The sequence below is a fragment of the Paraburkholderia phytofirmans genome (assembly GCF_046028095.1).
GTDB classification, from domain to species: Bacteria; Pseudomonadota; Gammaproteobacteria; order Burkholderiales; family Burkholderiaceae; genus Paraburkholderia; species Paraburkholderia phytofirmans_A.
Genome location: NZ_JAQQDJ010000017.1, coordinates 69490 through 83886 on the forward strand (window position 1 = coordinate 69490; position 14397 = coordinate 83886).

At 63.0% G+C, this 14397-nt stretch carries 13 protein-coding genes; 7 read left to right on the top strand and 6 right to left on the bottom strand.

Translation table 11 applies throughout. The annotated features are described in order from the left end of the window. The first annotated feature begins 430 nt into the window (after window positions 1-430). Window positions 431-1591: a porin gene (locus PQR54_RS34010; RefSeq protein WP_408253365.1), complete on the top strand. Its 1161-nt coding sequence runs from the start codon at window positions 431-433 to the stop codon at window positions 1589-1591. A gap of 7 nt (window positions 1592-1598) precedes the next feature. Here the strand turns inward: PQR54_RS34010 and PQR54_RS34015 are convergent, their stop codons facing one another. Further along, on the bottom strand, window positions 1599-2471 hold the full coding sequence (locus PQR54_RS34015; RefSeq protein ID WP_408253368.1) for a LysR family transcriptional regulator: 873 nt from the start codon (window positions 2469-2471) through the stop codon (window positions 1599-1601). Between PQR54_RS34015 and PQR54_RS34020 the strand changes: the two genes are divergently transcribed. Next, complete coding sequence (locus PQR54_RS34020; protein ID WP_408253370.1) at window positions 2466-2627, top strand: hypothetical protein; 162 nt, start codon at window positions 2466-2468, stop codon at window positions 2625-2627. The genes PQR54_RS34015 and PQR54_RS34020 overlap by 6 nt on opposite strands. A 141-nt stretch (window positions 2628-2768) precedes the next feature. Here PQR54_RS34020 and PQR54_RS34025 read toward each other — a convergent pair whose 3' ends face one another. Continuing rightward, window positions 2769-3068: a hypothetical protein gene (locus tag PQR54_RS34025; protein ID WP_408253372.1), complete on the bottom strand. Its 300-nt coding sequence runs from the start codon at window positions 3066-3068 to the stop codon at window positions 2769-2771. Between the two features lie 251 nt (window positions 3069-3319). After that, a complete protein-coding gene (locus PQR54_RS34030) occupies window positions 3320-3907 on the bottom strand; it encodes an NUDIX domain-containing protein (protein WP_408253375.1) in 588 nt (195 codons plus the stop codon). A 121-nt stretch (window positions 3908-4028) separates the two neighbouring features. Between PQR54_RS34030 and PQR54_RS34035 the strand changes: the two genes are divergently transcribed. From PQR54_RS34035 to PQR54_RS34050, 4 genes are all read left to right on the top strand, one after another. Then, a complete protein-coding gene (locus PQR54_RS34035) occupies window positions 4029-4784 on the top strand; it encodes a DeoR/GlpR family DNA-binding transcription regulator (protein ID WP_408253377.1) in 756 nt (251 codons plus the stop codon). Between the two features lie 494 nt (window positions 4785-5278). Beyond that, window positions 5279-8107, top strand: a complete 2829-nt coding sequence (locus tag PQR54_RS34040) for a xanthine dehydrogenase family protein molybdopterin-binding subunit (protein WP_408253380.1) — start codon at window positions 5279-5281, stop codon at window positions 8105-8107. Continuing rightward, a complete protein-coding gene (locus tag PQR54_RS34045; RefSeq protein WP_408253383.1) occupies window positions 8104-8886 on the top strand; it encodes a (2Fe-2S)-binding protein in 783 nt (260 codons plus the stop codon). The genes PQR54_RS34040 and PQR54_RS34045 overlap by 4 nt, the downstream gene beginning before the upstream one ends. Further along, entirely contained in the window at window positions 8883-10145 is a 1263-nt protein-coding gene (locus PQR54_RS34050; protein WP_408253385.1) for a c-type cytochrome, read from the top strand. The genes PQR54_RS34045 and PQR54_RS34050 overlap by 4 nt, the downstream gene beginning before the upstream one ends. A 151-nt stretch (window positions 10146-10296) precedes the next feature. On the opposite strand, the gene PQR54_RS34055 is transcribed toward PQR54_RS34050, so the two are convergent. After that, a complete protein-coding gene (locus PQR54_RS34055) occupies window positions 10297-10707 on the bottom strand; it encodes an SRPBCC family protein (protein ID WP_408253388.1) in 411 nt (136 codons plus the stop codon). A gap of 610 nt (window positions 10708-11317) precedes the next feature. Between PQR54_RS34055 and PQR54_RS34060 the strand changes: the two genes are divergently transcribed. Next, a complete protein-coding gene (locus PQR54_RS34060) occupies window positions 11318-12316 on the top strand; it encodes a peptidoglycan DD-metalloendopeptidase family protein (RefSeq protein WP_408253390.1) in 999 nt (332 codons plus the stop codon). Between the two features lie 10 nt (window positions 12317-12326). Here the strand turns inward: PQR54_RS34060 and PQR54_RS34065 are convergent, their stop codons facing one another. Beyond that, window positions 12327-13145 carry an alpha/beta fold hydrolase gene (locus PQR54_RS34065; protein ID WP_408253391.1) on the bottom strand — a complete coding sequence of 273 codons (819 nt, stop codon included), beginning with the start codon at window positions 13143-13145 and terminating at the stop codon, window positions 12327-12329. 479 nt (window positions 13146-13624) lie between these two features. Beyond that, complete coding sequence (locus tag PQR54_RS34070; protein WP_408253394.1) at window positions 13625-14023, bottom strand: hypothetical protein; 399 nt, start codon at window positions 14021-14023, stop codon at window positions 13625-13627. Between the last annotated feature and the right edge of the window lie 374 nt (window positions 14024-14397).

The window sequence follows — 14397 nt, forward strand, 5'->3', positions numbered from 1 at the left end:
GGCGGATACGCGACCCGCGTCGCCGCTTACCAACCGGCCGGACGTGGCACGGTTGCAGGGGGCAGTCAAAGTGACCCGCGTGGCGGCGCGGAGTTCCGCTGCGCCGCCGCAAGAAGCCTGCGATTATATTTCTTTTCGTGACAAATCGGCTTGAGACCGGCCAACGCGGCGCGCGTAATGTGCCGCCGGTATCAAGTCCGCGCGGCGTTGCGCCGTTTACCTGAATGAGCGCCGCGACAAAAGGGCCCAGCGCACCAAGTGGAGATTTCGCAACATTTTGAGACATCGACACGACACCCAATGGACGGCGCTCTAACGGCGTGTGAGGATTTCTGTAAAGCGCGTCAAGGGCGGTGCAGCGCCTTTTGAGGCGCAAAGAACAAAGCGGCCGGATCGAGTTGTCCCATTGCTCGAGTGCAGGGAGATCGTCATGAACAAGCAAGTGTTCGCGCTAGCTGTCTCCACCGCTATGTCCGCCGCTTTAGCCGCGCCCGCCCTGGCGCAGACGAGCGTCACGCTGTATGGCGTGCTCGACGAAGGCATCAACTACACCAACAATGTCGGCCGCGGCCATGTCTACGAGCTGGCGAGCGGCTATGCGCAAGGCAGCCGCTGGGGGCTGAAAGGCGCCGAGGAACTGGGCGGCGGCCTGAAGGCGATCTTCCAGCTGGAAAACGGTTTCGACGTGAGTTCCGGGCGGCTCAATCAGGGCGGCCGCATGTTCGGCCGCCAGGCCTTTGTCGGTTTGAGCGCGAACCAGTTCGGCACGTTGACGTTCGGCCGCCAGTACGATTCGGTGGTCGACTATCTGGCCCAGACCACGGCCAACGGCAACTGGGCCGGCTCGCTCTTCTCGCACCCGTACGACAACGACAATACCGACAACTCGTTCAGGCTCGACAACTCGGTCAAGTACACGAGTCCGTCGCTGTCCGGCTTCCAGTTCGGCGGCGTGTATAGCTTCAGCAACGACACCAACTTCGCCAACAATCGCGCGTACAGTTTCGGCGGCCAGTATTCCTATGGCGGACTGCTGGTGGCCGCGGCGTATCTGCAGGCCGACAATCCCGGCAATGGCGCGAACGGTGCGATCGCGGCGAACGACGCCAGTTTCATCGCCGCCCGCATGCGCGTGTTCGGCGGCGGCATCACGTATACGTTCGGTCCGGCGACGGCCGGCTTCGTCTATACCAACTCGAATTATCTGGACCCGACCGGCAACGGCTATCTCGGCGTGACGCCGCTCGTGCCGCCGGGCGTCTTGCTGAACTCGCTGAAGTATCAAAACTTCGAGGTGAACGGCAAGTATCAGATTTCGCCGATGCTGTTCGTCGGCGCGCAGTACGTGTACACGATGGAAACCTACGACGCCTCGAGCGGCGGCGTGAAGCCGAAAATTCACTCGTTTGGCCTGATGGCGGATTACAACCTGTCCAAACGCACCGACGTCTACATCCAGGGCGAGTATCAGCAGGTAACCGGCGACTCGACCTATTCGATTCTGGACGATGCCTTCAACGTCGGCACGCAGTCGCCGTCATCGACCTCGAAACAGGTCGTGGTGCGCGCGGCGATCCGGCATAAGTTCTGACTCCAGCTTACTTAGCCGGGCCGCGCGGCCGTTTGTTTTTGGACGCTGCCGCGGCGGGCGTTCGCTTGCCGATCAACTCCGCCACCCAGTCGACGAAAATCCGCACGCGCGGCGCCAGATGCCGGCCATGTGGAAACACCACCGACACCGGCAGCGGCGGCGCTTTCCAGTCCTTGAGCACTTCGACGAGTTCGCCGCTCTCGAACAGCTGCGCATCCACGCTGCCGACCGGCCCCTGAATCATGCCGAGTCCGGCGAGGCAACAGCCGATATAGGCATGCGCGCTGTTGACCGAGACGGCGCTGCGCATCGGCACTGTCTTCAGTTCGCCTTGCTCCAGATATTCCCAGTCGAGATCGCGCCCGCTGCGGCTGGAGAAAAAGCCGACGGCGACATGGTCGTCCAGATCGGCGGGCGTGCGCGGCAGGCCGTATTTTTCGATGTGGCCGCGCGATGCGCAATTGATCTGCTCGAACTCGCCGATGCGCCGCGCGACCAGCGTCGTGTCGCCCATGTTGCCCACCCGCACCGCGCGATCCACGCCGTCCTCGATCAGATCGATCATGCGGTCGGTCGCGCTCAGCACGACGCGAATGTCCGGATAGCGCGCGAAGAAGTCCGGCAGCGCGGGAATCACCGAGTGCAGCGCCAGCCGCTCCGGCAAGTCGACGCGGATCGCGCCGCGCGGGCCGGTAGCGACATCGGCGAAGAGCGCCTCGGCGTCGTCGATATCGGCCAGCACCTGAACGCAGCGCTCGTGATAGGCGGCGCCTTCGGGCGTGAGCGCGACGCGCCGCATGGTGCGCTGAAGCAGCCGCACGCGCAGATGGCTTTCCAGGTATTGGATCGCGTTACTGACGGTGGGGCGCGGCAGTTGCATCTGCTCGGCGGCTTTGGTGAAGCTGCCGAGTTGCTGGTCGGCGGCGCCGACGAACTGGCGCGCATCGAGGCGGCGATTCCGCCTGAAGCCGTGGCGGGCTCACGCTACAACGAGGTGCAGATGGCGCATCTGGACAGCGAACGCAGCGGGCATTGATCGGCTGGTCGACTATCGGATCAAGCCGCGGCTGGGAAAAGGAAGAGCTAAACGAACTGCGCGCCTTGGACAACGGAGTATCACAAGGCGCGCGAATTAAAGATGACGAATATCGAGCGGCTTATTAAAGCTGATTAACGCTCAATTCATCACGCAATTCTGAAACAGAATGCCGACGATCACGCCGAATGGAATGCCGAAAGTCCGGCCGCGAAGCGTGGCGTTGATATCTTCATCGAGGACGAAGCTGCAGCGGCGCTCGCGCCACACGGTCTTATAGGCCAGCGGTTTGGCGTCGACGATTACGATGGAAATCAGCGCGGTCACGATAACCTGTTCCAGCGCATGCAGTTTGGCCATAAACGGCGAAAATTCGCCGGCATTGCACAAGAGCACCATGATGACGGCGGCAATCAGGGTGCCGAAGAAAAAACCGCTCATGAATCGACTTGCTGAACTGAGAGAATCCAATTGAACCTCGGCTTTATGCGCCGCCTTGAGAAAAGCGGCGAATCAAAAATATTCTGACGGAAAGGGTTTCCATTCGATAAACCGGCGCCGCCTTGATTGCGGCGCCGGTCGACCTCAATGGGATACGCAAGAATATTTTTATTGCCGGGTCCAACCTATCGGCTTTTTCCTAATGCCCGATAGGATGAATCCGAAAAGCGGGGAAACTCGCCACGTTCCAGCTATGTGCGAAAAAGGTTCAGCCTGGCGTACTGCAACAGCATGATGGTTTTTCCGTCGACGATTTCACCGCGCTCGATCATCGCCAGCGCTTCGTCCACCGGCAGTTCCAGCACCTCGATGTCTTCGCCTTCGTCGGCGAGGCCGCCGCCCGCGCCGACTTTCGCCACCGCATCGTATTCGGCGACGAAAAAGTGCAGTTTCTCCGTGACCGAACCCGGACTCATGAAAGCCTCGAAGACCTTGCGGACGTCGTGCACGCGGTAGCCGGTTTCTTCCTCGACTTCGGCGCGAATCCGCTCGTCCGGCGACGCGGTCTCCAGCAGCCCGGCCGGCGTTTCGATCAGCATGCCGTGATGGCCGTTGACGAACGCCGGCAGGCGGAACTGCCGCGTCAGCACGACCGTGCGCCGGCGCGGTTCGTAAAGCAGCAGCGTCGCGCCGTTGCCGCGGTCGTAGGTTTCGCGGCTCTGCCGCTGCCAGCTGCCGTCGGCGCGCCGGTAGTCGAAGGTGGTTTTTTTCAGCACGTACCAGTCGTCTGACAGCACCTCGACGTCGACAATCCTGACCCGTTCGGCGATTTCGTTCATGGCTCGCACCCTGTCCCGTGGAAACGCGGTTCGCTCCGCATGCGAATCATGGTATCGTGCGATATCGTGCAAAAACAAGCAATTTCGTGCAAACCCACGAAACTCGCCGAGGACCGTCGCCGTGCTCACATCGCAAAGAAAGCAGCTGATACTCGACGCACTCAAGCGCAATGGGCAAGTGATCGCCAAAACCTTGAGCGCTGAATTCGAAGTCTCCGAGGACACGATTCGCCGCGATCTGCGCGAACTCGCCGCCGAAGGCCAGCTTCAGCGCGTGCATGGCGGCGCACTGCCGGCCTCGCCGGCGGCGGTGGATTTTGCCGGGCGCGAGCGGATCGAATCGGCGTCGAAGGCGGCGATCGGGCGGGCGGCGGCGGCCATGATCGCGCACGGCCAGATTGTGTTCGTCGACGGTGGCACGACGGCCGTGCAGCTGGCGCGCCATCTGCCGCGTGACTTGCGCGCGACGATCGTCACGCATAGCCCGAGCGTCGCCGTTGAACTCGCGGAGCATGCCGAGCTCGAGGTCGTCATGATCGGCGGCCGCCTGTTCCGGCATTCGATGGTCAACGTCGGCGCCGCGGCCATCGAAACGCTCAGCCACATTCGCGCGGACCTGTATTTCATGGGCGTGACCGGCGTGCATCCGCAAGCGGGTCTGAGCACCGGCGACAGGGAAGAGGCCTACGTGAAGCGCGCGTTCGCGGAACACGCGGCGGAGACGGTGGTGCTGGCGTCGGCGGAAAAACTCAATGCGGCCTCGGCATACAAGATCGCGGACGTGACAGCGGCCAGTACGATCGTCGTCGAGCGAAACACGGATGAGGCGTTGACCTCGCCGTTCGACGCACTGGGCATTAGCATCGTGCGCGCATAGTTTGGCATGCTGATTAAAAGATCGAAAATCGCCGAAAATCGCCGAAAGCCGCTGTAAACCTGAAAATACAGCGCTTCATACCAGATCCGTTATTTGCGAGATAGCGCACAAAATTTGACGCACGCTGCGGCCAATCAACGCGATAATCCCGCCCCTTGCCCTCTGTGGGGCGAGGAAAGGCAACTCACGGTAGTTCAAGGTCAATCAGATCGACTGCGGCACGACCGAAGTGACGGTTGTCGCAGGTCGCCGGTACGCCCGGACGTTAGATAGCGTCCGCGGTTCGAATACCTCCCTCGTGGTGACGGCCGTCCAGCGCAAGTTCGTCGTGTGCCGGCACGCACGCGGACGCTCGCGCGCGATGCTGCGCGTCTTTCAGACGACGCCCGAAGGCAGTCACCTCACGGGCCGCCTCGATGGATGCCCCTTGGACGACGCCTCGAAGGAAGCCCCGCGAGGCCGGGTTGCCGCCGTATTCACTAAAGGAGAAGTCCATGGGGAAACTCGACCTTTCGCGTCGCAGTTTTCTGAAGGCCAGCGTGCTGGCGGGTGTGTCGGTGTATATCGCGCCGATGGGCAGCCGCGCATTCGCTGCGTTGTTCGAAGAAAAATTCCTGACGCCCGTGCAGTGGGATGCAGCCAACGGCCAGGCGAAATTCCGCATCGACGGGATTGCTAAAGTGACCGGCTCGAAAGTGTTCGCCCGCGACATTCGCGCCGCCGACATGCCGCACTGGCCGCAGCAGCAATCGCACGCTTTCATTCTGCGCACGACGCAAGCCGACCGCAGCTATGAGGGCTTCGACCTGTCGCTGCTCAGCGACGAACTGAAGCCGGACCGCGTGATTACCGCCGCCGATCTGGCGCGCGACGGCCTGATCTTCCCGGCGTTCTATGGCGACGACATGCTGCTACCGCCGGGCAAGACGCCCGCGTATCTCGGCCAGGCGGTGGCGATCCTGATCTATCACGACTTCGCGCGCTTCCGTTTCGCGAAAGACAAGCTGAAATTCCAGGATCAGATCATCCGTTACGGCGCGCCAACCGGCGCGCTCGAACGCGATCCGTGGGGCACGTTCCGTTTCGTGCGCGTCGGCGGCAAGACGCCGTACGACGACGACACCTTCTCCAGTCTGAAAGACGCTCCCGTTTTCCCGAGCATGATGCGCAAGCATCAACCGGTGTGGCCGGACGGCGTCGAACACGGCAAGCTCGACGAACAGGGCATGTTCCACGCCGCGCGCATCCAGCAGGAACTCGATCAGCCGTCGCCGGACTGGCTGGTGATGCAGCGCGAGTACAACACGCAGTCGATCGACACGGCCGCGCTCGAGCCCGACAACGCGAACTGCTGGTACGACGCGGCGACGCAATCGCTGCATATGGTCGTGCCGACCCAGGCGCCGTCCGAGGTCGCCGACAGTGCGGCCGAGATGGTCGCGAAGTGTGCGTTCCCGGTGAAGCATCTGTTCATCCACCCGTGCTACACGGTGGGCTACGGTTCCAAGGATCACTTCAACGTGCCGTTCTACGGCCTCGTCTGCGCGATGTATTCGGACGGCCGTCCCGTGCGCCTCGCCAACGATCGCTACGAGCAGTTCCAGACTTCGTTGAAACGCCACGCGTTCAAGATGAACTACCGCATCGCCGTCGATAAAAAGAGCGGTCTGCTGCAATCGTTCAAGGCGGAGATGGAAGCGAACGGCGGCGGACGTTGCAACTTCTCGCCGTCGGTGGCGATGGTCGGCGCGACGGCCGCGCAGTCGATCTACTACTTCCCGAAGAACGACCTATCGGCGGTGGCGATTGCTTCGCGCGCGATCGACGCGGGTTCCGCACGCGGTTACGGCACGCTGCAGAGCATGGCCGCGACCGAGATGATGATCGACGAAATCGCCGCGCAACTCGAACTCGATCCGATCGAGTTCCGCCTGAAAAATGCGCTGCGTTCCGGCATGAAGAACACGCAAGGCGCGGTGCCGGCCGGCGCGATTCGCGTCGACGATGTGCTGAACAAGGCGAAGCTGCATCCACTGTGGACGAATCGTGCGAAGCGCAAGGCCGAGTTCGAAGCGGCGCATCCGGGCAAGCGTTACGGCGTCGGCTTCGCGTGCGTGCAGAAGGACTTCGGCACCGGCGCGGAGACTTCGTTCGCGAAGGTCGAATTCACTGCCGATGGCAAGATCGGCCTGCAACACACCGCCGCCGAAATCGGCACCGGTATGTCGACCTCGCAAGCCGTCGCGGTGGCGAAGTGGCTCGGCAAGCCGGCCACCGACGTGCACGTCGCCATCACCGACTGGCCCGATCTGCCGGTGGTGACGAGCGGCGATCCGTACATGATGTCGCAAGCGGATCAGGACAAGCTCGCGGCGAATCCGCGCTGGTCGCCTGGTTACGCGTCGCCCTCGAGCGCGACGAATTCCGCTTACTACTTCACGCACAGCACGCGTGAAGCGGCGCGCGTGCTGTTCACGCATGGTCTGTGGCCGGCGGCGATGTCGATCTGGAGCCAGGGCATCGGCGGCGGCCAGGCCGCGCCGCTGGAAGTGCGTATCGAAGACGCGCGCTGGGTCGACGGCAAGCTCTCCGCGGCAGGGCTCGAAGCGCTGCCGTTCGAACAGCTCGCGAAGAAGGCGCACGAACTCGGGCTCGTGACCGGCGCGACCGTGCACGTGTTCAACCGCTGGCAGTGGACCGAAGCGGACTTCGAGATCGACGGCAGCGTCGAGCGCTGGCCGCTCGACGGGCTCGCCGTGCGCTACGGCGACAGCGCTCCGGCCGATAAGCAGAAGACGCAGACCACGCCGAATCGCTACCGCGTGCTGGATCGTCAGCGCGTGTTCATTCCACCGGTCCAGCGCAACAACGCGGCCGTGACGTATTACAGCGCGGTCGGCACGCTGGTCGAGCTTTCGGTGCATGAAGCGAGCGGCAAGGTCGATCTGCTCGCGCATCACTCGATCATGGAGTGCGGCAATCAGATCTCGCCGCAACTCGTGTCGGGCCAGTTGCAAGGCGGCCTCGCGATGGGCATCGGCCACGCGCTGCATGAATATTTGCCGCTCTACGAAGACGGTCCCGGCAACGGCACGTGGAACTTCAATCGCTACCACTTGCCGCGCGCTACCGATGTCGCCGTCTGGACCCAGACCGGCGAAGTGCTTCCGCCGCTGACCGAGACCGATCCGCCGAAGGGCATCGCCGAAGTGGTGATGATCCCGGTGGTCGGCGCCATCGTGAATGGGATCGCCCACGCGATCGGACATCGCTTTACCGACCTGCCGGTCACCCCGCAACGTATTCAGGAGGTGCTCGCATGACGGCCCCTAATCAAACCAACGCTAATGTCGCTAGTGGAGCGGTGAGCGCTGCTGCAGCAAGTGGCGCTTCCGCAGCGCTCGGCACGGCTCCCGCAAGCAGCGCTAACGCCGCCTCTGCAAGCGGCTCTTTTGCAGCTCCCGCGAGCGGCGCCGCTGCGGCTTCGGCTGCCGTCGCTGCGAGCACGCCTGCCGGCGCGTCCGTTGCCGCCGTGGTCGAGCGGCCGCTGACGCATTTCCGCTCGATGCCGCTGTCGATCAAGGTGAACGGCGAGATCGTCGGCCCGACCGATGTGCCCGCCGGGCTGATGATGATCGATTACCTGCACGAATATCTGCATCTGACCGGCTCGCGCCTCGGCTGCGGCCAGGGCCTCTGCCACGCGTGCGTGGTGATCGTCGACAAACCGGACGGCACCAGCGAAGAAGTGCGCACCTGCATCACCGGTGCGAATTTTTTCCACGGCAAATCCATTCGCACGATCGAAGGCCACGCGAAGCGCAACGAAGCGGGCGAGGTCGTCGAGTTGGCGCCGATCCAGCAGAAGTTTCTCGAGCATTTCAGTTTTCAGTGCGGCTACTGCACGCCGGGCTTCGTCAATGCGGCCATCGTGTTGATTGAACGCCTGAAGCGTCAGCCGGTCGCCAAAGACAAAGTCGAGGCGACCATTACCGAAGCGTTGAACGACCACATCTGCCGCTGTACGGGCTACGTGCGCTATTACGAAGCCGTGAAGGAAGTCGTGCTGACGACGCCGGGCCTCGTAAAGGACGCTGCATGATGAGGCGACCGATCACCTTGCGCCGCACGCTATTGCTGCTCGGTACGATGCTCACGCTGAGCGCGTGCGGCGGTAAGCATGACGACTCCGGTGCGCTGGCCGCGGCCGCCGCATTGGGACCGCAATCCACCGCGGCCGATCCACTCGCGCGCGGCCGCTACCTCGTCAAAGCCGCCGATTGCGCCGCCTGTCACACGACCGTGGAAGGCGCGCCGTTCGCGGGCGGCGTGAAGCTGGCTTCGCCGTTCGGCACCTTCTACGGCACCAACATTACGCCGGACAAGGACCACGGCATCGGCAACTGGAGCGCGGACGATCTGTACAAGGCGCTGCACGACGGCGTCACGCCGGACAAGCAACTCTATCCGGCGATGCCGTACACGTCGTACCGACAGTTATCACGCGCGGACAGCGATGCGATCTACGCGTACCTGATGGCGCAGAAGCCGGCCGCGGTGGCGAACCGCGAGCCCGACCTGTCGTTCCCGTTCAACCTGCGTTTCGGCGTGCGTTTCTGGAACTGGGCGTTCCTGAAAGACGCGTTGCCGGATGCGTCGACGGGACAGACAGCGCAGTGGAATCGCGGCCGCTATCTGGCGAGCGCGCTCGGCCATTGTGCCGAGTGTCATACGCCGCGCGGCACGTTCGGCCAGCTCGACGGCGCGAAGCCTCTGACCGGCGCGGCGCTCGGCCGGATCGCGGCGCCGGATATCACGCCGCACGGTCTCGCGGCGCGTGGCTGGACCGCCGCCGATCTGCAGACCTTCTTCGCCACCGGCATCGCGCCGCAAGGCTCGGCATTCGGCGAAATGTATCCCGTGGTGCATCTGAGCAGCCAGTACCTGACGCACGACGACTTGCGCGCCATGTCGACCTATCTGCTCGGCGACCAGGCGCCCGCGCCGCAACCGCTGCAGCCGGTTTCCGCAGATGCCGCTCAGCTCGAAGCAGGGCGCAACGTGTATCTCGCCGTTTGCGCGGGCTGCCATGGCCTGAACGGCGAAGGCAAGCCGCATGTCGCCGTGCCGATGCACGGCAATTCGACGCTGCGTCAAAGCGATGCCCACAATCTGATCGTGGCGATGCTCGACGGCATCGGCGCGCAGGATTTTCCGGGCCTCGAACGGATGCAGGAGATGCCCGGCTTCGCCACGCAGCTCAGCGATGCGGAACTCTCACAACTCGCCAACTATCTGCGCGCGACGTGGGGCGGTCAGCCTGCCGATGTGACGGCGGATGCGGTGAAAGCGCTGCGTTGAATCGTTGCTGCATTTCTGGCGCTTTGTCTCAGGCGCTAGGTGTAGGCAGTTAAAGAAGAAACCGACGCTCTCTGGTTAAGGGCGTCGTTTTTTTGCGCGGTGATCAGGCACAGCAAGCCTGGACAAAAACCGTCGAGGCCACGCACGCACGTCAATCCCGCTCTTCGAGCAACGTCTTCAGCTTGCGCAGATCCCGCTCGACCCATTGCGCGTCGGCGGCAAATTTCTCGTCAGTCATGCCGGGCACGCGAAACAGCGTGAATTGCACATCGCAGCCGCTGCCGTTCGCGATCACCCGCAGCGGTATATAGATCTCGCTGCCGTCGGGCAGAAGCACGAAGTGATCGAGCACGCCATACTCGTTCGGCGCACAGAAGCGCACGGTCGTCGTGCCTTCGCTGCCTTCGAAGCGCCAAATCGCACCGTCGTGGCCCAACGGGCGGCCGAGTCCCGATGCCCACTCGGGAAATGCTGCCGGATCCGAAGTGAAAGCGTAAACCTCGCGCCAGTCGCGCGCGATATGAACGCTGATTACTCGGGCTTGTGCCGCCTTTCTCATCATGTCTCATCCTATCGAGCCGGAGGCACTCCGTGCTGTCTCCGCGCGCCGCCCCGACTTTTACTGCACGCGTACGGCCAGCCGGAGCCGGCGATTCAAGTTTCCATGCCACTTTGCCGTTAATGCAAACGTTATCGTGCGTTTGCCGAGGCGTCGCCGTAGGTGCGTTTTACATGACTTGCAAACGCGCACCCGATTCGCCAGCGGCCCACGAAGCGCGGTCCGATAACGACCGGACTTGCGGCGGTCACGCGGATGCCTGACGGGCACGCGCCGCCGCCGTACACGTTGCATGCGCAACGATGACCGCAATACCCTGCGTAAGGTTTGTATCAAAGTATGTGGGTTGGCGCGTTTCGTATAAAACGCACTTTACAATTCCGCTTGAATTTTAATCGGCAATCTGGCCCTTTTCGCGGAAGATCGGCTGCTCTGGTGGCATCCGGCAGCTTGTGAAGGCGAGGGGTTGGGTTGGTCGGCAAAGGCATGGGTGAGCGCCGCACGAGGCGGCTTTGCCGTGTCGCAGGGAAAGCAGCGCGCCGTCCGGGCGTGCGCGTCGCTTGCGGCAAGGCGGCATCCGGCTCGCCAATGAATGAGGCAGGAGTCGAACAAGATGGGAAAGCGCTTCGACAGAACAATGATGGCCAGTATGGCTGGCGTATGGGTCGCGCTGGCGGTCGGCGGTTGTGCGAATGTGGGGCAGCAGGGCGCCCAGACAGGCGCCGCAGCGGGCGCGGCGCCTGTGTCCGGTGCGCCGGCGGCAAGCGCGCCCGCATCCGATGCGACGGCGACCGTACCGCCCGGCATCAGCGCCGACCAGAGCGCGCTGCTCAAGAAATCGCCGCCGCTCGTGTATCGCGTCAAACGTGGCGACAGCCTGGCGCGCATCGCGCAGCATCATCATTGCAGCGTAAAGCAGTTGCAAACCTGGAACGGATTGAAGGCCTCCTCGCGCTTGAAGTTGGGGCAGGTCTTGCACGTCGCGTCGCCGGAAACGGTGCGGGCGGTGAACGCGGCCAATGCGGCAGCGAAAGCCGCGGCGGCATCGGCGGCGGCATCCGCGCCGGCGGCTTCGGTCGCTTCGGTCGCTTCGGTCGCGGCGCGGCAGGCGGTGGCAACCGCGTCGGGTGCTATGCAGTCACCGTCGCAAGCCGCGCAAGCGGCGCAATCAGCGCAGTCACCAGCGCTCAGTGCCGCCGAAGCACGCGAAGTGGCGCAGCAAGCCGCGCGGCACGCGAACGGCGTAGCGCTGGCCTGGCCCGCGGGCGGACGCGTGGTCGAAGGATTCCAGCCGGGCGAAACACGCGGCATCGAAATCGCCGGTAAGCCGGGCGATCCGGTACGCGCCGCGGCCGACGGCAAGGTGATGTATGCCGGCACGGGTCTGAACAGCTACGGCAGTCTGATTATCGTCCAGCACAACAAGGACTTCCTGACCGCCTATTCGCACAACCGCAAGCTGCTGGTCAAAACCGGCGATATCGTCGCGCAGGGGCAGCAGATCGCCGAGATGGGCGACGAAAACAACTCGCGCGTCTCCGTGGGCTTCGAGTTGCGCCGCGACGGCAAACCGATCGATCCAATGCCGTACCTGCCGCAAGGGCGCGGCTAGGCGCGCCGCTTCAATCCAGCCACAGCAGCGCCGCGGCGACGATCGCTTCCGGCGCATCTTCCTGCATCAGGTGGCCGGCTTTCGGCACCGCCTGAAAGCGCGCTTCCGGTATGGCCGCGGCCAGTTGACGGCCGCGCGCCAAAGGAATCCATTGGTCCTCTTCGCCCCACAGGATCTGCACCGGACAGCGTAACTGCGGATAGCGCGCTTCGACCTCGTCGGTGTAGCGCTGATCCATTTGGGCGATCTGCCGGTAGAACGCGGCCTGGCCAGTTGCGCCTAGCCATGGCGTCACATAAGGAGTGAGTTCGTCGTCTGGAATCTCGCGCGCTATCGCGCCGCGCACGTACGCTTTCACGACCGCTTCGTGGATATACGGCGGCAGTCCGGCGAACGCGTCGCCGTGCTCGCGCACGTGCCGCACGAACGGCGAACCCCATGGCGCGACCGCCACCGGATCGATCAGCGTGAGGCTTCGATAGTCGCAGCCATCGATCAGATGCGCCCGCAATGAAGTCGCGCCGCCGAAATCATGCGCGATGACATCCGGGCTTGTCAGTTGCCAATGCGCGAGCAATTCCGCCAGCAAAGCATTCTGCACGCCGAGCGAGACGTCCTGTCCATCGCGCTGTTCGGATTGCCCGTAGCCGAGCAGGTCGTAGTAATAGACCGAGCGTGTCTGTGCGAGATGCGGAGCGATGCGATGCCACACATACGAAGAAAACGGTGTGCCGTGCACCAGCACCAGCGGCGGACCATTGCCGGTAACGTTGAAACGCACGGCTTGGTCGCGGAAGGTATAGCTTTCAGGGAGCGGCCAGATTTGCATAGCGATGAGCGTCGCGAGGGAGTCTGCCTACCATAGCAAAGCTTCGTGCAGCATGCTGACCGGCTTTTCGTAGCGCCCGCTGAACTCTCCCGCAGAAGCTCACCTTTGTTTTATTCAGCAAAGCCAGGCAAATTCAGCCACGACTCGTTCGCGCACTCGTTTCAATCGAAAACGAGTGGGGCCGGCAACATGCACTCTTACGAATCGCGCATAAATTGGCCTGAAATAAGGCCCCGTTGTGTTGGCCGTGTTCGAAAAGCCTGGTAATCGCCCGGCGACGCACGCGTGTCGCAATCGAACAGACAAGGCGCGATCGGTCGAAACGCGCGCTTTCGATGGTGAGGAAATTCGGGAGCCGAGGCGGGGTGAACGCCACGCGCCGCACACGCGATCATGCCGACGGCAAATCGCAACCAACGCGCAAACCAAGCGCGGCCCGAACCCGCATCACGCGAGCACACGAAGCCGCGCGCAACCGGCTACTTCGATTCGATCCCGCGCAACAGCTGCGACACCTGGCCATGGTGATGCAGGATCGCCGGATCGGCCTGCAACAGCGGCAGATAGCGCGGCAGAAAAGCGTTGTTCGGCTGATCGGGCGAGAAGAGTCCCGTCACGGCTTCGGCCGCGGCGGTCCGGTCGACGGCGTCGGCTTCCTTATCGTCGAGAATCTCGTCGACGTTCGCAATGACCGTCGAGAGCGGCGTAAGCCAGCGGAACCCCGATCCGTTGATGAGCACCTGCAGGAAAGCCGCCGGCGTGACCGGGCCGAATTCCTTTTCATACACGGCACGCTCGTGGTCGAGAATGGCTTTGTGCAGCGCCAACAGCGGCCGGCGAATGTCCGAGAGGAATTGAGTGCATTGCGAGTCGTTCATGTGTGCTGCTCCTTCGGATAGTCAGTCAGACCGGACCATGCTAACAAAATCGCCCGGTATTGATTCAACAAGATTCACGGGTCGCATAAAGGCCGGCCGTTCAGGCCGATGCGCGGATCGTCTCCCGTCGATTAACAACAGCTTTCAGACGCGCGATCACCATCCGCGAAATGCTTTGAGCCGGCCACCGGTGTGCAGCCGCGAGGCGAACTTTTTAATGCGCGTCTACAATTCGCCGGTCAGCATCGGCGCGGTCGCGCCCGTGCATTTATCGCCGTTTTCGATGACCGGAAAAACACTACACGTATTAGTCCGGTCAGTCGAATAAACGCGGCGAGTCTTTATGTTTTGGTTCGACGTCTCTGTCTAAACAG

Excerpts from the sequence above, each read along its gene's own strand:
- PQR54_RS34050 (WP_408253385.1), top strand. The coding sequence starts at position 8,883 with ATGATGAGGCGACCGATCACCTTGCGCCGCACGCTATTGCTGCTCGGT.
- PQR54_RS34010 (WP_408253365.1), top strand. The coding sequence starts at position 431 with ATGAACAAGCAAGTGTTCGCGCTAGCTGTCTCCACCGCTATGTCCGCC.
- PQR54_RS34065 (WP_408253391.1), bottom strand. The coding sequence starts at position 13,145 with ATGCAAATCTGGCCGCTCCCTGAAAGCTATACCTTCCGCGACCAAGCC.
- PQR54_RS34040 (WP_408253380.1), top strand. The coding sequence starts at position 5,279 with ATGGGGAAACTCGACCTTTCGCGTCGCAGTTTTCTGAAGGCCAGCGTG.
- PQR54_RS34030 (WP_408253375.1), bottom strand. The coding sequence starts at position 3,907 with ATGAACGAAATCGCCGAACGGGTCAGGATTGTCGACGTCGAGGTGCTG.
- PQR54_RS34070 (WP_408253394.1), bottom strand. The coding sequence starts at position 14,023 with ATGAACGACTCGCAATGCACTCAATTCCTCTCGGACATTCGCCGGCCG.
- PQR54_RS34045 (WP_408253383.1), top strand. The coding sequence starts at position 8,104 with ATGACGGCCCCTAATCAAACCAACGCTAATGTCGCTAGTGGAGCGGTG.
- PQR54_RS34015 (WP_408253368.1), bottom strand. The coding sequence starts at position 2,471 with ATGCAACTGCCGCGCCCCACCGTCAGTAACGCGATCCAATACCTGGAA.
- PQR54_RS34055 (WP_408253388.1), bottom strand. The coding sequence starts at position 10,707 with ATGATGAGAAAGGCGGCACAAGCCCGAGTAATCAGCGTTCATATCGCG.
- PQR54_RS34060 (WP_408253390.1), top strand. The coding sequence starts at position 11,318 with ATGGGAAAGCGCTTCGACAGAACAATGATGGCCAGTATGGCTGGCGTA.
- PQR54_RS34025 (WP_408253372.1), bottom strand. The coding sequence starts at position 3,068 with ATGAGCGGTTTTTTCTTCGGCACCCTGATTGCCGCCGTCATCATGGTG.